Below are 19,869 nucleotides of genomic sequence, written 5' to 3'. Positions count from 1 at the left end.
GAGTCATTCCTTTTTTGATAGATTAACTGTGGATTTAAAATAAAGTTATACTGTTTAAAGAAAGCTTTATTTATGTTAATCATGAAGGAATATTCTTAAACTAACAGTTGTGTTTGTTTAAGTGGATAATAATTAAAACCCACACATTTTTCAAAATGTGTGGGTTTATTCTATATACAATCGATATTTGTAATGAAATTTGAACTGATTTTATTTCAAGCAAACATTAACTTGCCTGTTTTTTATTGATTTCTTTTAATTTCTCTGCTTGTAAAAACCGATTTGTTTCAGCGACAACTACACCACTTAATCCAATTAGACCAATTAAGTTTGGAATCGCCATAAGTCCATTCGCAATATCGGCAAATGTCCATACAACACCTAATTTTAAATTAGCTCCAATAGCAATCATAACGATAAAGATTGCTTTATAATATCGTACAGCACCTTGTCCGAATAAATAAGCAACACACTTCTCTCCGTAATACGACCAACCTAAAATAGTAGAGTAGGCGAATAATATAATGGCGATACCGAGAATCATACTACCAGCAGTACCGAATACGGATTGGAATGCTAATATTGTAGCTTCAACACCGGTTTTACCTGATTTCCATGCGCCTGTAGTAATTAATACTAGCCCCGTAATTGTACATACAATAAATGTATCTAGAAAAGTACCAGTCATAGAAACTAAAGCTTGTTTTGCAGGTGAATCTGTTTTGGCAGCAGCCGCAGCAATAGGAGCACTTCCTAAACCAGCCTCGTTAGCAAATACACCACGTGCCATTCCGATTTGAATTGCAGATGCAACTGTTGCGCCGATAAAACCACCAGCAGCTGCAGTACTTTGAAATGCACCAGAAAAAATAAGTGAAAATGCTTCTGGAATTTGATCAAAGTGATAGAAAATAATAATAAGGCCAGCGATTATATAAAAGAATGCTTTAATAGGAACGATATATCCAGTAACTCTACCAATCTTTTTTACACCGCCCAAAATAACGATAGCGATTAAGAATGACATGAGTATACCAGTTAATGCAGGAGGGAAAGAAAAATTGATTCGCATTGCCTCTGCAACTGAATTAGATTGAACCATATTACCGATACCGAAAGAAGCAGCTGTGCCGAATATAGCGAATAAAACAGCCAGCCATTTTTTCCCTAAACCACGTTCTAAATAATACATTGGTCCACCGGAGTATTCACCATTTTCATTACTAACACGGTATTTCACCGCAAGGATTGCTTCGGCATACTTTGTTGCCATTCCAAATAAAGCAGTAATCCACATCCAAAAGATTGCGCCGGGTCCACCGATTGTCACAGCAGTTGCGACACCTGCTATATTTCCCATACCAATCGTTGCAGCCATAGCTGTCATCAGTGCTTGGAAGTGACTAATATCTCCAGAAGCTGATGTATCCTCTGATTTTTTAAAAGCTAGTTTGTGAGCGTATATTAGTTTACTAAACTGTAAACCTTTTAGGCGCACTGTGAGAATGATACCAGTTCCAACGAGTAGCAACAAAGTTGGTAACCCCCACACATACTGATTAATTTGTTCTAATACTTTACTTACTGTTTCCATCTGTATTCTCCTTTTTTAGAAAAAATAAAAACCACTTCAAGGAAATGAAATGGTCTCTGGAGAAACAAGGGATAGAAAAATAAACCGATACAAATCGGCATTTTCTTTCGCTTGTCTCTGTCCTTTTACCTGAGAGATTATCCGCTAGATTAGCGGATTTGCTCCTTCGGTGCTCGTTTTCCTCCGCGCTATATTAAGCGAGAGGGAGTCTCTCCAGAGATTCGTCCCCATGCAGTTCTACTTGTAAACAAGACCTGAGAGTTTCAAAGTTGGTTCAGCAACTTTTTGCCCCGTCGGTAGATCAATAGACCTTCTCCTGAATGGTTCATCCGAACTATAAAATTAAAAACTTAAACGTATTGATTGTGTATAGAATCAATAAAAATATTATAGATATACAATTAGTGAAATGCAATCATTTTTTATTTTGAAATAGTAAATATGTAAATGAGTTAAGAGTGAGATGTAATCCGTATAGGATTACATCTCACTTGAATTCCGAATTATTTGAAATAAAATCAATTTGGTGGTTTGATAGATTTAGAGGAACTAAAAATAGTTTTTGTTTATTGAGTATAAAAGCAGGGGTATTTTTGAAATACATAATATTATTATGTAAACAAAATAATGCAAGTGGGAAATGAACTGTATCATAAGGGGGATTAGAAATGCTATTAAAAACAATATTTTGCAAGGTGGAAGAAGAGAAAAGGGAATTGTTTTCTGATGCACAAAAAAAATGGCGTGATTTACAGTATTTAGACGGATTCTATGGACAATTTGGTGGGTGGAATGAAGCTGAAGCGTGTGTATATACTTTATGGAAAGATAGAAATGCATATCAATCATTCATGAATGATGCTCACGATACAATTTTTTTTAATAGTAATCAAGAAGGCACATATATTTCCTGTAATATTGAAATGTTTCAAACGTTGTATGATATAGCAGAAACTCCTTTGAAAGACGTAATTGCACAAGGGTCATTTGTAAGAGTTGCAATTTGCGATGTGAAAGAAGGAAAAGAAAAGTATTATTTACATAAGCAAGAAACAATTTGGAATAAAGGAATGGAAAATGCAAAAGGAATGTTAGGTGGAGTTGTTGGGAAGTCTTTAAAGACTGAAAATCGTTACATAGTATTAACGTATTGGCAAGATGAAATAGCACATGAACGTTATATGGAAGAAATTTTCCCAGAGTTATATAAGTTAGCAAATGTAAATGAGTATGTTGAAAATATAAATGGGCAGAGAGTTATTCGGAAGGAAGAATGGTCTGTTGCCGCTTCTAAATAAAGTTAGAACTTGTTAAAGTAGCTGGTTTAGATAAAGTTGATATAGAACATTTGTTCTTGTATAATTATTTTGTACAAGAACAAGAGGGGGTATTTAAATGAGTAAAGTTTTAAGATTTGAATTGCAAGTCCCAAACCCTGAAGAAGCTATTCAATTTTATAAAAATAGTTTTGGATGGAAGTTTGAAAAAATGCCTGGGCCACATGACTATTGGTTCATAATTACAGGCGAGAGTGATAGACCTGGTATCGATGGTGGGTTAATGAAATCACCTGATGGTGCTACTAGGACGACTAATTCGATTGAAGTACCTTCAGTTGATGAGTACATAAATAAAGTTATTGAAAATGGTGGACAAGTAGTTGTACCTAAAACTGCTATTTCTAATATGGGTTACTTTGCTTATTGTATAGATAATCAAGGGCTTCTTTTTGGAGTATGTGAAGAAAATATTGAAGCGTAAAAAATTAGGGGCTTTTGAGATTATTTTGTTGGTTGGACGATATTGAATGTTGTTTTCAATTAAAGGTTATAATTATTAAAAACACTTTTGTATAAAAACTAGTATTATTTTAGCTGAAGAAGGATCCATTTTGATTATTTTCAAAAGGGTTCTTTTTTATTTTCCACATATTGTGAGTTATTTAGGCATTATTAATCCAACTTATATCGGTATATTATCTATGAAAAAAGTAAATAAATGATGTTATATTCAAGGGTTAATCTATTGACTGCTAAACAGTTTGAGGTGAAAAGGAAAAGAGGACCAATTATTTTCGTGTAAACATGTAATTAAGTGAAGACGTCATATACCCTTTCATGTTAATATATTTAAGTTATAATAGGAGGCTTACCCTTTTGTATTGTAGGGTAGAAGCAGTGTGAGCTTGAAATTTTTTATGAAAAGGATGTGCCTAACTTGCGTATCAATAAATTTATTAGTGAAGCTGGAAAAGCGTCTCGACGTGGAGCAGATAAGTTAATTAACGAGAGAAAAGTAATTATTAACGGTAAGGTTGCAAAAATTGGTGACCAAGTAAATCCAGGTGATGACGTACGAGTAAATGGAGAGCAACTTCGTATTGCTCGAGACCATGTGTATATCGCTTTAAATAAACCAGTAGGTATTACATGTACAAGTGAAAAAGCAGTAAAAGGTAATATTATCGATTTAGTGAATCATCCTTTACGAATTAGTCATATTGGACGTCTCGATAAAGACTCAGACGGTTTAATTTTATTAACGAATGATGGCGATATTGTTAATGAGATTTTACGCGCTGAAAATAAACATGAAAAAGAATATATTGTTTCAGTAGACAAACCGATTACACCTGAATTTTTAAAAGAAATGGAAGCTGGTGTTAAAATTTTAGGAACAAAAACACTTCCTTGTGAAGTAACACAGTTATCAAAATATGAGTTCCAAATTATTTTAACACAAGGGTTGAATCGTCAAATTCGCCGTATGTGTGAAGCTTTGGGTTATCAAGTATACACGTTAAAACGTACGAGAATTATGAATATTGAGTTGAATAATTTACCAGTCGGACAGTGGAGAGATTTATCGAAAAAAGAGAAAAAACGCCTATTTTCAGACTTAAATTACGAACCACAAGATTGGTAAAAAAGAGAAGGGGAAACCAAAAAATGTTTTTGGTTTCTTTTTTTTGAATAAAAAATATATTTTTAACACTTGTAAAAATAAAATGAATAGGATATATTAAATAACAATAAATGGATTTGTTACAAAAGCAAAGAAAAGGACACGAGTTATTTTAAACGGTTATACAGAGAAGGAAGGAAAGCTGAGAACTTCCTAACGCAGTAAAATAACTTACCACCTTAGAGCTGCACTGGGGAAATCAAGTATCTAGTGCCGTGTAAGCGACGTTATCGCAAAAGAAGCCATTATGTTTTTTGTGATGGGAATCTGGGTGGAACCACGAATATAAGCATATTCGTCCCTATTTACTAGGGATGAATATGCTTTTTTATATTTTATTTCATAATAAGCGAAGAAAAGGACACGAGTTATTTTAAACGGTTATACAGAGAAGGAAGAAAAGCTGAGAACTTCCTAACGCAGTAAAATAACTTACCACCTTAGAGCTGCACTGGGGAAATCAAGTATCTAGTGCCGTGTAAACGACGTTACCGTAAAAGAAGCCATTGCATTTAGTGATGGGAATCTGGGTGGAACCACGGGTAAAAGCACACTCGTCCCTATTTTAGGGATGAGTGTGCTTTTTATTATGAAATGGAGAGATGAAAAATGAAAGAACAGATGATCGAAATTAAATTTCCAGATGGTAGCGTTAAAAAATTTGTGAAAGGCATTACTTTAGAAGAAATTGCTGGGGCAATTAGTAGTAGCTTGAAAAAGAAAGCAGTCGCAGGAAAAGTTAATGATCAGTCTTTTGATTTACGACGAAATATTGAAGAGAATGCAGAAGTAGAAATTATTACTATTGATTCAAGTGAAGGTGTAGAAATTGCAAGACACTCTGCGGCACATATATTAGCGCAAGCTGTGAAAAGAATTTATGGTGATGTAAACCTTGGTGTAGGACCAGTTATTGAAAATGGATTTTATTATGACATGGATCTTGCAAGTAGTGTAAACGTAGAAGATTTACCCAAAATAGAAAAAGAAATGAAAAAGATTATAAATGAAAATGTAAAGATAGAGCGAGTTGAGGTTTCTCGAGAAGAGGCAAAAGAATTGTTTCAAGAAATGAATGATAGTTTGAAATTAGAGCTTTTAGAAGCAATTCCTAATGAGGAAAGTGTAACACTGTATAAGCAAGGTGAATTTGTAGATTTATGTAGAGGACCACATTTACCATCTACAGGTTATCTGAAATCATTTCAATTAACTCATGTTTCTGGAGCATATTGGCGAGGCGATAGTAACAATCAAGTGCTTCAGCGTATATATGGTGTTGCTTTCTCTTCTCAACAAAAATTAGAAGAGTATTTACATTTTGTTGAAGAGGCTGCGAAGAGAAATCATCGGAAATTAGGTAGTGAACTTGAATTGTTTATGTTTTCGGAAGAGGCTCCGGGAATGCCCTTTTACTTGCCGAAAGGACAGATTATTCGCAATGAATTAGAAGCATTTTTAAGAGGAATTCAAAATGAGTACAATTATCAAGAAGTGCGTACTCCATTTATGATGAATCAAGAATTATGGGAGAAGTCAGGGCACTGGGGGCATTATAAAGATAATATGTATTTCTCAGAAGTGGATTATAAAAGTTTTGCGTTAAAACCGATGAATTGTCCAGGACATATGCTTATGTTTAAAAATAAATTGCATTCTTATCGCGAATTACCGATTCGTATGTGTGAGTTCGGTCAAGTGCATCGACATGAATTTAGTGGCGCTTTAAATGGATTATTAAGAGTTCGTACTTTCTGCCAAGATGATGCTCATTTATTTGTAACACCTGAACAAATTGAAGATGAAATCAAATCAGTGTTGGCGCAAATTGATTATGTGTATAAAACTTTTGGATTTGAGTACGAAGTAGAGCTTTCTACTCGTCCAGAAGATTCAATGGGGGACGATAAATTATGGGAGCAAGCAGAATCGGCATTAGAACATGTATTACAATCATTAAATTATAAATATAGATTAAATGAAGGTGACGGTGCATTTTACGGTCCGAAAATTGACTTCCATATTAAAGATGCTTTAAATAGAAGTCATCAGTGCGGAACAGTCCAACTTGATTTCCAAATGCCAGAGAAATTTGATTTAAATTATATAGATGAAAATAATGAAAAAAGAAGACCGGTTGTAATCCACCGTGCTGTATTAGGATCTTTAGACCGTTTTTTAGCAATATTAATTGAGCACTTTGGCGGCGCGTTCCCAGCGTGGGTGGCACCAGTTCAAGTGAAAGTAATTCCAGTTTCAAATGTAGTGCATGAACAATATGCAAATAGGATTGCAGATAAATTAGCACAAGCCGGAATTCGTGTCGAACGAGATATACGAGATGAAAAGTTAGGATATAAAATTAGAGAAGCGCAAATGCAAAAAGTTCCGTATGTTCTTGTTATTGGAGATAAGGAAATGGAAGGCGAAGCTGTAAATGTACGAAAATATGGTGAAGAGAAGTCAGAAGTTGTTGAACTAGATGCGTTTGTGGAAAGTATGAAAGAGGAAATAAAAAATAGGAAATAGAGATTGATAATAAAACACACCATTAATATTTAATACTGAAGTTAAAGTAATTAAAGGTATATTAAATAACAATAATAAACGCAGAGAAGGGATAGCTTAATTGCTATCCCTTCATCTTAATTTCACAATCTAATCCCATTGGTTGAAGAAAGTTGTTATTTGTTTTTATTGAGTGTATTCGTCGCTTTTGTACTCTAAAATATCACCTGGTTGACAATCTAAAGTCTTACATATCGCTTCCAATGTTGAAAAACGAACCGCTTTTGCTTTCCCATTTTTCAGAATGGAAAGATTCGCCATCGTAATCCCAACCCTCTCCGAAAGCTCCGTTACGCTCATTTTTCGTTTTGCTAACATCACATCAATATTAATAATAATTGCCATATTCTCCACCTCAGACCGTTAAATCATTTTCTGATTTTATATTAATAGCTTCTTGTAAAAGCCTTTGGAGAACAGCAGCAAAAACGGCGATCACCATAGAGGCGAAAATGATGGTCAATCCGATTGGTATGAAACTTGGAGGATCAATTTTTTTCGCCATGAGATAGTAGAGTGGCATACCTAGCAAGTACAAGGTACTGATCGTGATGGCACAGTATTTTATATTCTTTAAAGCCTTTACCGATAATTCCGAGAACGCTTGGTTCTTATCAATATAGCTTAAAAGTTTAAAAGCTTGATACAGAGCAAAGTAAAAAGGTATCGCTGCCGCGTACATATCGATTAAAACGAGAGATTTCATATAAGCAATATCTGGATACAATTCTCCAGCAAAATTCCCAATCTTAGGCACCAAAAATATGCACAATGCAAGAACTGGGAATCCTATAAAAATAATAGCTAGCTTTAAAAAGAGTGTCGTAACTTGTTTCATGAAAAGCACCTCACTTATGTAATAACAACATGATTTTATCATGCGATTTATCGTTTTGCAATAAAATTATATTGTTTTTTATTGTGTTATTATTGTTATTGGAATATCTTTTTAATTTTTATAACAATAAAAAGCATTTCTCATTCCAAAGAAATGCTCTTATGAAGTGGTTTGTTTTCTTTTTTACCTTACAAAAATGTAAGGTAAATGTAAGGGAAATCGAATGAAAGGATTTTAGAAAAATGAGAATATTAAGCAGAGAAATCGTTTGTATTCCTTATGTATCTCAATCTGCATTTGGAAAATTTAAAAATTCTTAAGAATTTTTATGAGAAAAATATAAGAAACATATGGGAAATTTATACTATACAAAAGGGATGGAGTGAAAGAGATGTCAACAAATGTAGTTACTGTAGAAAGTGTAGAAAAAACGTATGGGAAAAGAAATGAGAATCAGTCAAAAGCATTAAGGGGTGTTTCATTAAGTATTAAAGAAGGAGAGTTTGTAGGGATTATGGGTCCTTCTGGATCTGGTAAAACGACATTACTAAATGTGATTAGTACACTTGATCAAGCGACAGGTGGCAGTGTAACAATAGCTGGCACAAATATTACTTCTATGAAGGGGAATGCATTATCAGATTTTCGTTCTCAAAAATTAGGATTTATTTTTCAAGATTTTAATCTACTAGAAAATTTATCAATTTATGAAAATATCGCTTTACCACTTTCCTTGCAAGGCGTACCGTCAAGTGAGATTACTGGAAAAGTAAATGAAGTAGCAAAGAAATTAGGGATTACTGAAATTTTAACTAAATACCCGACTGCTGTTTCTGGTGGACAAAAACAAAGAACAGCGGCAGCACGAGCTTTAGTACATAATCCGGCAATCGTATTAGCAGATGAACCGACAGGAGCACTTGATAGTAAAAATGCAAAAAGTTTATTAGAAGCGATGCAAGATTTACATGAAAATCACAATGTAAGTATTTTGATGGTAACACACGATGCATTTAGTGCGAGCTATTGTGAACGTATTTTATTTATTCAGGATGGACTTCTTTATAAAGAGTTAAAACGTCAAGGGACACGAGAAAATTTCTATCAAGATATTTTAGGTGTGCTTGCCCAAATGGGCTCAGCAACTGAGTCGAAGTAAGGGGGCGGAGACTATGTTATTCAAATTATCACGTCATAGTATGAAAAAAATGTTAAAGGATTATATGGTGTTACTTATTGGTCTAGTCATTAGTATTAGTATTTTTTACATGTTCCAAACGATGGCGATGAATAGTGAATTTACAAAAGATAATAGTCTCATTAGTAGTATTAGGCTCGTCTTCTGGGTTGGTGCAATATTGCTTTCTTTCATTACAGTTTTTTACATCATATATGCCAATTCTTTTTTACTTACATTAAGAAGAAAAGAACTCGGTATGTACATGATGCTTGGAGCGAAAAAGAAAAAAGTAGCGCAATTATTATTTATTGAGACTTTTGGTATGGGGATTGTCAGTATTATTATCGGTATTTTAGTAGGAATAGTACTTGCTAGTGTAGCAGGAAATTTTTTAATGAATGGGATGGAAATTTCAGCAAAAGGTAATTACGCATCTGTGTACACACCAGCTATATTAGTTACATCTATTTTCTTCTTAATATTATTTTTCATTACTGGTTTAATGAATAGTTTCCGATTATTACGTAAAACAGAATTAGAGTTAATACGTGAAGATGAAACGCAAGATGAGGTGAAGAAAAGTAAGATTCGCACTGTTATTATGACAGTACTAGGTGTATTGCTAGTAAGTACAGGATACTATTTTATGGTGAATATAAAAATGTTTGCTGAACTAGGATTTATAATAGCGACAATTGTTACGACAGTAGGAACGTATTTCATTTTTAGCTCGTTACTCCCACTTTTTGTAATGAAAATTAAGGGAAATAAAAAACGAAATGAAACGGGATTAAATAGTTTTACTTATGCACAGTTACGTTTTCGAGTAACTAGTTTATCGAGAGTACTAGGCACTGTAGCGATGTTAATTGCATTAGGTGCAGGTGCAATGACAGCAGGTATGGCGTTTCAAAAGAATGTAGGCATTATGACAGACTTCTCACGTGTATATGATGTCGTAATTCATGATCCAAATGAACAAGATAAAGCAGCATTAAAAGAAATGGAAATTGTTGAAGAAAGCAAGTATAAGTATAAAGTAGATGGAGAAGCGGTGTATTACTTACGTAACGACTTAACTGAAAAACCACCACTTATTTCAGATCATTTTGATACAAAAACTTTAAAAGAACCTGCTCGTAAACGCGTGGCTGAACCTTTAACTGAACCTGTATATTCTGCTCTGGAAGCTCCTGAAGTAGCAAATAAGCTTCCTCGTATGCCAAAAGATTGGGAGGATGCGGTTGTAAGAGAGATACAAATTACACATAATCAATTTAACGGAAAAGCGGTAAGAATTGCAGATGAAGAGCATTATAAAGGAATTCAAGGAACAGAACATACTGTAACATTAGCAAAAGTAGATGATATGAAAAAGTATAAACAGTTATTAATCGAAATAGATAAGAGACAAAAAGAACAAATTGAAAAAATAACAGGTACAAAAGTAGAATTATATACGAAAATGACAACTTATCAGTTCGTGAACAGTTTCATGAGCGGAACAATGTTTATGGGATTTTTCCTTGGAATTGCGTTTTTAGCAATGATGGCGAGTTCTCTTATGTTCAAAATATTAACAGGCGCTTCTCGTGATGTACGCCGTTATGAAATGCTACGAAAAATTGGTGTGAGACGTAGTATGTTAACAAAAAGTATATATAAAGAGATTTCATATTTATTTATCTTCCCAGCAATTATTGGAATCTCCCACGTTTTAGTAGGGCTTAACTTATTCAGCTTTATATTAGTTGATCCGTTTGTGAAAGTGTGGGTGCCAATAGGGATATTCTTAGTAATTTATTTCATCTATTACTGGATAACTGTTCAATTGTATAAAGGTATGGTAATGCCGAAAGAAGAAGTGGTGAAATAGTTTAACGAAAGGGTCCTTGTTATGAAAACAAGGGCTTTTTTCTGTGTTTGTGATACATAAATACGTGTATGCGAGATGTTTCCAAGTCTTTCTGTAATGAATATATAGAAAATTAAGGAAATGTTAAGGGTTTATGTAGTGGAAAGTTAAGAAGTGTATGGGAGACTAATAATGTACAAACAAATTTAGATGGAATTGATATTTTTATAAATTTAAAGGAAAGGAAACGTTGTATGAGGAAGATAAAAAAATTAATAAAACTTATCGGAGTCATTACTATACTATTACTAATCATAGCGTTGGTATTTCCTACATGGACCTCACAAATAAAGGTCAAAAACAGTATAAGTACATTAGAACAAGTAGAGATAAATGGAACTGGTCATGAAATTATGATACGCGGCAAAGATAAGAGTAATCCAGTTATTATCTTTGTACATGGTGGACCAGGTTCTTCGGAAATACCATATGCTCAAAAATACCAAGACTTATTGGAAGAGAAATTCACGGTTGTCAATTACGATCAAAGAGCAAGTGGAAAATCGTATCATTTCTTTGAAGACTATTCTAACCTTTCATCAGATCTACTCGTGGAGGATTTATTAGCTATGACGGATTACGTTTCAAAACGTCTAGGCAAAGAAAAAGTAATTTTAATAGGCCATTCTTATGGTACATATATTGGAATACAGGCTGCCAACAAAGCTCCTGAAAAATATGAAGCATATATTGGCATTGGACAGATGAGCGATACAGTAGAAAGTGAGATGGATAGTTTAAACTACGTTATTGAACAGGCACAAAATGCTGGGAATGCGGATGAGGTTTCACATTTAAAAGGGTTAACTGAAAAAATTAAAAATGGTGATACATATACTCCGCGAAATTATGTTGCGAAATATGGTGGAACATCAAGACTCATTGAAAATCCAGATGGTGATAACATGGGGATGTTATTCAGTAATGAATATAACTTGTTTGACGTAATTCGTTATAACTATGGATTATCCTATTCTCAAACAGTTTTATTAGAAAAAGATTTAAAGAATCCATTACCTACTAAAGTAACTAAGCTGAATCTACCGTTTTATTTTCTTATGGGAAAATACGATTATAATACTTCATTTCTTGCAGCAAGAAAATATTTTGATATGATTGAAGCGGATAAAAAAGAATTTATTACTTTTGAGAAATCAGCCCATTATCCGCAATTTGAAGAGAAGGAAAAGTTTTATAAATGGATGTGCGAAACATTCGTCAAGTAAATCAAATGTATCCGAACTTTAGGAAATTAAAAAAATTGAGAGATTAAGTAGGTATTAGCGAGAATTTTAAAGATTTTAGATAAATATCCACGACAAATTCGTGAAGCGAAGAAAAATGTAAAGACTCTTGTATTTATGAACATGATATTATCCCCTTTAGGTAGACAGTGTTAAAAAGACCATGTATAAACATGGATGTTACACTATTACTTGGAGGGGATTTTTCATGGCAAAAAAAGGTACAACATTTAATACATACTCGGAAGAAGTAAAGTTATCAGCTGTTCAAAGTTATTTAAACGGAGAAGGAAGCTACGATATGATAACGGAGAAATATCAGATTAAAAGCTCTACACAACTTAAAAATTGGGTAAAAAAATATAAAGAATGTGGTGAAATTACAGATGCTCGTGGGAAAAATAGTGGAATGAAAGGGATACCAAACCCTTTAAAAGGCAAACGTGTTCATTTCAACACCATTGAAGAGGAACGTGACTACTATAAGGCTCAGGTTGAATATTTAAAAAAGCAGTATCCAAATCTGTAAATGGGGGCGTACCAAAATATAAAGAGAGATATCGTATCATTGAATCATTAAAGAGAAAATATCCAGTTCTATGGCTTACTAAATTTGCGGGTGTACATCGTTCAAGTTACTATAAGTGGATTCATACAAAAAGCATAAAAAACATGCGACTAGAGTCCGATCAACGATTAAAAAAGGTAATACAATCTATTCACGTAAAGCACAAGGAATATGGTTATCCACGTATGAAAATCGCTTTACAAGAAAAAGGTTATTTTATAAATCACAAAAAGGTATATCGCTTAATGAGTGAGCTCAACATTCAGTCTATTATTCGGAAGAAGCGTCGCTTCTTTAAAGGGAACTATTCCAATGTTTTTCCGAATGTTTTAAACCGTGAATTTAAAAATCGTCAACAAAATGAAGCACTTGTTACAGATATTACGTACCTACGATTCCAAGAGGGATTTCGGTATCTTTCTGTTGTCCAAGATATTTATAATAACGAAGTTGTTTCTTGGAAAATATCCAAGCGCAATGATAATGAACTTGTATTAGATACAATTGAAATGTTGGCACAAAAAAGAGATGTGCGTGGAACCATTCTCCATTCAGATCAGGGATTCCAGTACACATCTCATGCCTACAACAAACGACTTTTAGATTTAGGTATCATTGGCAGCCACTCTCGCAAAGGAAACTGCCATGATAATGCCTGTATCGAGTCATTTTTCTCCCATTTTAAATCGGAGATGTTGTATTTGAATCATTTTAAAACAGAAGAAGATTTAATACAAGCAATTGAAGAATATATTTACTTTTATAACTATAAACGGTTCCAAAAACGACTCAACCATCGAGCTCCGATAGAATATCGAATCTCGATGGCTGCTTAGTCTTTTTAATACTGTCTACTTGACAGGGATAAGACCAAACAAGGGTCTTTTTTTTTAGCTTGTTTTTTATAAAGAAGGAAAAGATTGGATAATGGTCGAAAAATATAGCAAGACTTCCGATAAATGACTGAAATAATAATATTTTGTCGAGAGAAAGGATATTGAGTATGAAAGAAATGCTACAGTTATTTCGAAAGAAAGTGTATGCACGCTTTTTTCTAGCAAATATTTTAGAGCGACTCGGTTCTATGATTGCCGGAATTTCTGTAATGTTTTACTTGTTAGATCAATACGGTGCAGCAACAGGTATTAATCAAATGGTAAATAGTTTGTATGCTCTATTTGGTTTATTATTATCTGTTACGTGCCTTTATCAAGCTATATTACCTAGTGGGCAAAAGAGAGTGCAGGGTATAGCTGAAGAGATGTAATATGTCCAACTTTTTATTTCTGAATATTCTATTAAAAAAGTAAGGGGAATAGTTATGTTGATGCGAACTGCTAAGTGGTGTGGAATTACTTGTTTACAATTATTTGCTGCAATCTTATGTATAATCTGTCTAGGTGCACTCCCTCGGTTATTTAAGGGATTGCAAATTGATTTAATCGGTTTTTGGAATGCAATCATATATGTAGGAGAGAAATTACTTCATCCAACTGAAATTACATATGGGTTTCAGGTACCGAAAAAATTGTTTCCGCAAATTTGGATCCATTATATTGAAACGATGATAGTATTTCTTTCGGCTTTTTTACTCTCTTTATGTATAGCATATGTACTTGTTGTTTTTGTGCTGCAGCGTTCTCATATGAAACAAAGAATATGGAATGGGATTTTTCTTATCCTTGAGAGCATACCAGATATTCTACTTATTTTATTATCGCAACTTCTTGTCGTAATTATTTTTCAAAAAACAGGATTTATGCCAATCAAACTTGCTGGATTAGGGGAAGAAAGAGTACGTTTGTTACCGATTATATGTCTTACAATACCAACAACGTTATTGTTTATTAAACTTTTGTTATTAAGGTTCAGAGAAGAATTAGAGAAAGATTATAGTATGTTTGCCAAGAGTAAAGGGTTAAGCTTACGGCATATTTTGACACATCATATTTCAAGAAATGTTTTATTGACGACAATTTATTATGCTAAAACAAATATTTTATTCATGCTATCCAATTTATATATTATTGAATGGATTTTTAACACATATGGAATGTTTGTATTCGTAAAAGAACATTCAAATACAGAAATTTTCACAGTAAGTTTAATTATATTATATGTACCGATCTTTATCCTATTTCGTTTATTACATACGCTTTTACAAAATGTTATAAAGGAGCGTGTATAATATGTGGCAAGTTGTTAAAAGAGATATAAGATTTTGGTTTGGTGTAACTTTTTTAAGTGTTCTTATGATTGTTAGTATTGGAAATACGCTGTTTTTCGATGGGAATATTCGTGAACTAACGATGATGTATAACGAAAAAGGCGAATTGGAGGCCGCTCCGTTTTCACTATCGAGTAAATTTTGGTTCGGAAGTGATGACAAAGGTCGTGATTTATTTCAGTTAATAATAGAAGGAGCGAAATGGACAATAGGAGCGAGTATAATTATTGCAGTTTTACGTGTAGTGATTGGGGGAGGCATTGGTTTATTACTTGGTATGTACAGTAAACGCACATTTCCAATTATCTCATCTTTTTTTGATCCTTTTAGTATTGTACCGATGGTTATGATTTCCTATTTTATGTTAAATGAAGTTTTAACGTTTAATAGTGGAGAGGAAGCTGTGCCGTTTTATTTGCGAGTAGCATTTCAAATTATAGTTCTTGCATGTCTTGCAGTACCGACAGTTATGTTGTATGTAGCGCAAGAAGTCAAGCGTATTAAGAATGAAGAATTTATGTTGGCGGCCACTGTGCTCGGCGGAAGTAAGTGGCAGAGGTTGAAACGCCATGTATGGCCGCATATGTTACCATCATTTCTTTTATTAGTAGCCCAGCAATTTGTTAGCACTTTATTACTTCTCTTACATCTGGGTTTGTTGCGATTATTTTTTGGCGGAACAATAATCTTTGGCGGTATAGATGCAGATAGTGTAACAAAAGAATGGACAGGGTTAATTGGTCAAAACTTCCGTCACTTAACTACTCATACATGGATTGTACTTATTCCGATTGCTTTCTATAGTATGACAATCTTGTCAGGAAATCTTATTAGTAATAGTATGCAGGATGCAATTAAATTAGGGAATGTTAGAAGAGCGAAACGGAGGGATAAAGAAGTGAAAGTAGAGAAACAAATACAGCCTACCGTGAATGATTTTTCATTTCATAGAGAGGTATCAAAATAGGGAAAGGTAGCTGGAGACAAAAAGTTTTCAGCTACCTTTTTTATATTTTAAAGTGGAGGTAGATCAATCTTACCTTCTTCAAATAATTCTTTTATCATATGTTTCGTATAACCAGCTGCTTGACCAAATGTGATTTTTGCTGGCATTGGTGCTTCATTTACATCTACAACTACATCAATAATGCACGGTTTATTTTGTTTAACTGCATTTTCAAAGGCGGGAAGTAAGTCATCTAAATGTTCTACTCGGTATCCAATACCACCGCACGCCTCAGCATATTTTGCGAAATCAAGATTCGTTAAGTCTGTACCAAATTCAATATTTCCCATAACTTCTTGTTCAAATTTAATCATAGCAATTTTATTATTGTTTAATACAACGACAACAATTGGTAGTTTATATTTAACAGCTGTTACGAAGTCATTCATTGTCATTCCAAACCCACCGTCACCACAAACTGCAAACACTTGTTTATCCGGGAAAGCAATTTGTCCAGCAAGTGCACCAGGTAAACCGCAGCCAAGTGTTGCAAGCCAACTAGAAATGATAAATTTCTGGTTTGTCATACGGAAGTGCCTTGCAGTCCATACTGTTACATTTCCGACATCGACTGAAAGAATTGCGTCATCTTCTGCTACTTTCTGCAGTGCATGCATAACTCGCTGTGGTTTAATTGGAGTCGAAGAATCTTCTTCTTGATTGTGTAATTTTTCTTCCCACCTTTTCATCATTTCTTGATGATGCTCTAAGAAGGAATGGTCCTCGTGTTTTTCTACATTTTCAATTAACCATTTTAATGTTTTATCAGCATCACCAGCTAAGCCGATATCTGTCGTATAACGTTTCCCGATTTGTGCGGGGTCTGTATCAATATGAAGTGTTTTTGCTTTTTCGGGTAAGAAACCAGTGAACGGATAAGAAGTGCCCACCATAATTAAAGTATCTGCATGCTTCATTGCTTCATAAGAAGGTTTCGTCCCAATTAATCCTAATCCACCGATACAAAGAGGGTGTTCATCAGGAACAATCCCTTTAGCAGGTAATGTCAGTACGATTGGAGCACCGATATGTTCTGCAAATGCAAGTAAAGACTCTCTCGCATGTTTAGCCCCTTTCCCGGCTAAAATAACAGGTTTTTTCGCTTCATTAAGTGCGAGTTTCGCTACAGTTAAATCTTCTTCTTGCGGAAAAATTTCTGGTAATGTAAAGGAAGAGTTTGTAATACGTGCACCATTTTTCACTTCAAATTTTGGAACATCATCTGGAATTGTAAGAACAGAGACACCTTTTTTCGTATATGCCATTCGAATCGCTTGATTCACTACAGCAGGTAACTGTTCAGCTGACATTATTCGTTGGTTATAAACCGCAACGTCATCAAACATTCTTTCTAAGTTTACTTCTTGGAAAAAATCCGTTCCGAGTAAATCGCTTTCTACTTGTCCTGAAATTGCTAGTACAGGAGCTTGATCGAGTTTTGCATCGTATAAACCATTTAATAAATGAATAGCCCCAGGTCCTGCAATAGCCATACAAACACCAAGTTTTCCTGTTAATTTCGCATAGGCTGCCGCTGCTAACGCGCCAGCTTCTTCATGGCGAACTTGAATAAATTTAATTTTATCTTGTTTTTTTCTTAAAGCTTCAATTATAGAATTGATGGAATCTCCAGGCATACCATATATGTGTTCTACGCCCCAGTCAATTAAAAGATCCACTAATGCTTCACCGGCTGTTTTCCCAAACATAATCGTTCCTCCTTATAATAGGTAGATACTATTATGTTTTGGAGAAAAAGGAAAAATATACAAATGATATAACTTATTTGTTTTAATGATGGCCAGTGAAAAGAGTGAAGACTATTATTAGTAAAAATCCACTTATAGACCACGATAGGAACGGAAGGAAAGGTAGCTGTTTTTTTGCTTTCCAGAGCATTTCGTGAATTGTGACATAGCCAAGAGAACCAATTGCGCTTCCCATAATAAGTCCTTGTAAATGGAGAGCTTTCCCGTCCATCATAATGCCAAAAACAGTACCGGTCCCTAGGATGAGGGAAAGTAACAAAGTTGTTAACAAAAATGAAATGTATTTATGTTTTGTAAAGAGAAATGGAATAATTAAGGCTAGCCCTTCTGGAATATGGTGAATGACAATCGCAAGTAAGAAAGGAATGGCAGAGTCATTATGATTCGTAAATGCTGTACCTAACGCAAACCCACTCGGCATATTATGAATGAATATAGCGAAAGAAAGAAAAAGAAAGGTTTGCCATGCTTGTTGATCCTTTTTATGTATCATTGGATGATGACAATAGTTATCTAATAAGCTCATAACTAAAATACCGATAGCTATACCGAGCATAGGCCCAATTATTTCATAGCTTGAAAATGTTTCAGGAATAATTTCAAGTGATAAAAGCCCAAGCAAAATCCCACCACATAATGCGTATAAGCGATGCATCTTTTCTTCAATTAGTTGGCGTGTTGCTACTCCAACAGCACCTCCTAATAGTAATCCACCGAACGAAAAAAACGTAACGATTATTGGAATCCATAAACGTTCCATATCATCACACTCCAATTCTATCCCCTTGTTTTCAGCTTACTAATGGGGGAGGAAGATTAGTCCAAATAATTGTGTTTGATTATAGAGAAAAATCTATTAATTCGTCATAATCTGTATATTGTATTTAATAGAAGATGCGAAATGGGGAATAAGATTGCAAACAAAATGGAGTTTATCTGAATACGAAAACCCGAAACGATATGATGTAGAAAATAAAAGTTTGTCAGATTTTCCGTTTTTACTATCATGGGCGCAAAAACTAAATATACAAAATGAATGGATTTTAGATATTGCATGTGGAACAGGGAGAGTCACTATTCCTTTTATCAAAAAAGGGTATCAAATGATTGGTATAGATATACATGAAGGAATGCTTGCTGAAGCGAAGAGTAAATCTGTGAGTTTAAAGAATATAAAGTGGTTACAGCAAGACTGCTTACAATTGAGCGTCGAAGAAACAATTCCGTTAGCATTTATGGTAGGACATGGATTCCAACATTTTCTTACTAATACACATCAAAATCAATTATTAGCATCGATTCATAATGTAATAACTGATAATGGTATATTCATATGTGATACACGTTTTCCGTCAAAGGAAGAATTAATACAACCATCTAGAGAAGAATATTGGACAACTATTACAGATGAAAAGGGAAGAAGATGTGATTTATATACTGAGATGAATTATGATTCAATTCAGCAAATACAGCACTACACAACAACAAGAAGGTTTTATGAGGAGGATACGCTAGTAGAGGAACTGAAAACAACAATAGATCTTCGGTATACGTATCCGCAAGAATTAGAAAGATTACTTGTAGCGAATGGGTTTGAATTGTTACAGATATACAATGATTGGGAGGGGAATGAGTTGCAGGAGGATTGTTATTCTATGGTGGTAGTTTGCCAGAAGAAAAGATAGTTTTTGTGAGAATCTTGGTAAGTGACAATTATTAGTATACCTAGGGATAAATGGGTTTTTAGTCGTATGAATGTATATTTATCCGTTTTGGTGGATGTAATGATGTATTATCGGATGCAATTATCAGATTGTATTTATTCCTACACTAAAATGTGTGTTTCAAAAAATTGGCGGTTCATTCTTTCCAATTTTTTTTGATTTTCTATATCTTTCTCATAACTCTAGACCGAAGAAGTTGAAAAACAGAAGGATTATCCCCATGGGGTTTCTCACTTTTTGTCCATTTATTATAAATACAAGATTTAATGAGA

16 protein-coding genes, 1 pseudogene, 1 riboswitch and 2 other annotated features are annotated in these 19,869 nt (G+C 34.0%); of the genes and pseudogenes, 12 read left to right on the top strand and 5 right to left on the bottom strand.

All coding sequences use genetic code 11. The annotated features are described in order from the left end of the window. Positions 1-226 precede the first annotated feature (226 nt). The gene (locus tag MKX77_RS12570) at positions 227-1,594 is read right to left on the bottom strand and encodes an alanine/glycine:cation symporter family protein (RefSeq protein WP_341306822.1); all 1,368 of its coding nucleotides are present in this window, start codon (positions 1,592-1,594) and stop codon (positions 227-229) included. Between the two features lie 107 nt (positions 1,595-1,701). After that, a riboswitch (glycine riboswitch) is annotated at positions 1,702-1,821 on the bottom strand. A 441-nt stretch (positions 1,822-2,262) separates the two neighbouring features. Here MKX77_RS12570 and MKX77_RS12565 point away from each other — a divergent pair. The 4 genes from MKX77_RS12565 to thrS all read left to right on the top strand — a co-directional run bounded on the left by MKX77_RS12565 (position 2,263) and on the right by thrS (position 7,087). Next, entirely contained in the window at positions 2,263-2,892 is a 630-nt protein-coding gene (locus MKX77_RS12565) for a YdbC family protein (protein WP_341306821.1), read from the top strand. A gap of 97 nt (positions 2,893-2,989) precedes the next feature. Next, positions 2,990-3,355 (top strand): VOC family protein, encoded by a 366-nt coding sequence (locus MKX77_RS12560; protein WP_341306820.1) that lies wholly within the window; start codon positions 2,990-2,992, stop codon positions 3,353-3,355. A 456-nt stretch (positions 3,356-3,811) separates the two neighbouring features. Continuing rightward, the gene (rluF, locus tag MKX77_RS12555) at positions 3,812-4,519 is read left to right on the top strand and encodes a 23S rRNA pseudouridine(2604) synthase RluF (protein ID WP_215556291.1); all 708 of its coding nucleotides are present in this window, start codon (positions 3,812-3,814) and stop codon (positions 4,517-4,519) included. Between the two features lie 121 nt (positions 4,520-4,640). After that, positions 4,641-4,864, top strand: a binding site (T-box leader). 37 nt (positions 4,865-4,901) lie between these two features. After that, positions 4,902-5,123 (top strand) — a binding site (T-box leader). A gap of 44 nt (positions 5,124-5,167) precedes the next feature. Next, positions 5,168-7,087, top strand: coding sequence for a threonine--tRNA ligase (gene thrS, locus MKX77_RS12550; RefSeq protein WP_341306819.1), 1,920 nt, complete (start codon positions 5,168-5,170; stop codon positions 7,085-7,087). Between the two features lie 165 nt (positions 7,088-7,252). Here thrS and MKX77_RS12545 read toward each other — a convergent pair whose 3' ends face one another. Together MKX77_RS12545 and MKX77_RS12540 are read right to left on the bottom strand one after the other, a co-directional pair. Next, positions 7,253-7,471, bottom strand: coding sequence for a helix-turn-helix domain-containing protein (locus tag MKX77_RS12545; protein WP_002168434.1), 219 nt, complete (start codon positions 7,469-7,471; stop codon positions 7,253-7,255). A gap of 10 nt (positions 7,472-7,481) precedes the next feature. Beyond that, entirely contained in the window at positions 7,482-7,964 is a 483-nt protein-coding gene (locus MKX77_RS12540) for a DUF2975 domain-containing protein (RefSeq protein WP_002127302.1), read from the bottom strand. A 391-nt stretch (positions 7,965-8,355) separates the two neighbouring features. On the opposite strand from MKX77_RS12540, the gene MKX77_RS12535 reads away from it, so the two are divergent. The 7 genes and pseudogenes from MKX77_RS12535 to MKX77_RS12505 all read left to right on the top strand — a co-directional run bounded on the left by MKX77_RS12535 (position 8,356) and on the right by MKX77_RS12505 (position 16,065). Beyond that, positions 8,356-9,123: an ABC transporter ATP-binding protein gene (locus MKX77_RS12535; RefSeq protein ID WP_002085698.1), complete on the top strand. Its 768-nt coding sequence runs from the start codon at positions 8,356-8,358 to the stop codon at positions 9,121-9,123. Positions 9,124-9,136: 13 nt separating this feature from the next. Continuing rightward, entirely contained in the window at positions 9,137-11,020 is a 1,884-nt protein-coding gene (locus tag MKX77_RS12530) for an ABC transporter permease (RefSeq protein WP_341306818.1), read from the top strand. 233 nt (positions 11,021-11,253) lie between these two features. After that, positions 11,254-12,285 carry an alpha/beta hydrolase gene (locus MKX77_RS12525; RefSeq protein ID WP_341306817.1) on the top strand — a complete coding sequence of 344 codons (1,032 nt, stop codon included), beginning with the start codon at positions 11,254-11,256 and terminating at the stop codon, positions 12,283-12,285. Positions 12,286-12,511: 226 nt separating this feature from the next. After that, positions 12,512-13,707 (top strand): IS3 family transposase gene (locus tag MKX77_RS12520; RefSeq protein WP_341306816.1). Its coding sequence is split into 2 segments (ribosomal slippage): positions 12,512-12,818 and positions 12,818-13,707, totalling 1,197 coding nucleotides; the frame shifts between segments, so codons are not numbered across the junction. A gap of 167 nt (positions 13,708-13,874) precedes the next feature. Next, positions 13,875-14,060: pseudogene (locus MKX77_RS12515) on the top strand (ABC transporter permease); the annotation flags it as partial. A 132-nt stretch (positions 14,061-14,192) separates the two neighbouring features. Further along, a complete protein-coding gene (locus tag MKX77_RS12510; RefSeq protein ID WP_341306815.1) occupies positions 14,193-15,059 on the top strand; it encodes an ABC transporter permease subunit in 867 nt (288 codons plus the stop codon). A gap of 1 nt (position 15,060) precedes the next feature. After that, positions 15,061-16,065 (top strand): ABC transporter permease subunit, encoded by a 1,005-nt coding sequence (locus MKX77_RS12505; RefSeq protein ID WP_341306814.1) that lies wholly within the window; start codon positions 15,061-15,063, stop codon positions 16,063-16,065. 47 nt (positions 16,066-16,112) lie between these two features. Here MKX77_RS12505 and MKX77_RS12500 read toward each other — a convergent pair whose 3' ends face one another. Further along, entirely contained in the window at positions 16,113-17,813 is a 1,701-nt protein-coding gene (locus tag MKX77_RS12500; protein ID WP_341306813.1) for a pyruvate oxidase, read from the bottom strand. 82 nt (positions 17,814-17,895) lie between these two features. Then, positions 17,896-18,633 (bottom strand): ZIP family metal transporter, encoded by a 738-nt coding sequence (locus MKX77_RS12495; protein WP_341306812.1) that lies wholly within the window; start codon positions 18,631-18,633, stop codon positions 17,896-17,898. 154 nt (positions 18,634-18,787) lie between these two features. Between MKX77_RS12495 and MKX77_RS12490 the strand changes: the two genes are divergently transcribed. Further along, positions 18,788-19,558 (top strand): class I SAM-dependent methyltransferase, encoded by a 771-nt coding sequence (locus MKX77_RS12490; RefSeq protein ID WP_341306811.1) that lies wholly within the window; start codon positions 18,788-18,790, stop codon positions 19,556-19,558. Positions 19,559-19,869 lie beyond the last annotated feature (311 nt).

It is taken from the genome of Bacillus sp. FSL R9-9410, assembly GCF_038050385.1.
In the GTDB taxonomy this organism is placed as follows: Bacteria; Bacillota; Bacilli; order Bacillales; family Bacillaceae_G; genus Bacillus_A; species Bacillus_A cereus_U.
This window is presented reverse-complemented; position numbering and strand designations above follow the sequence as displayed.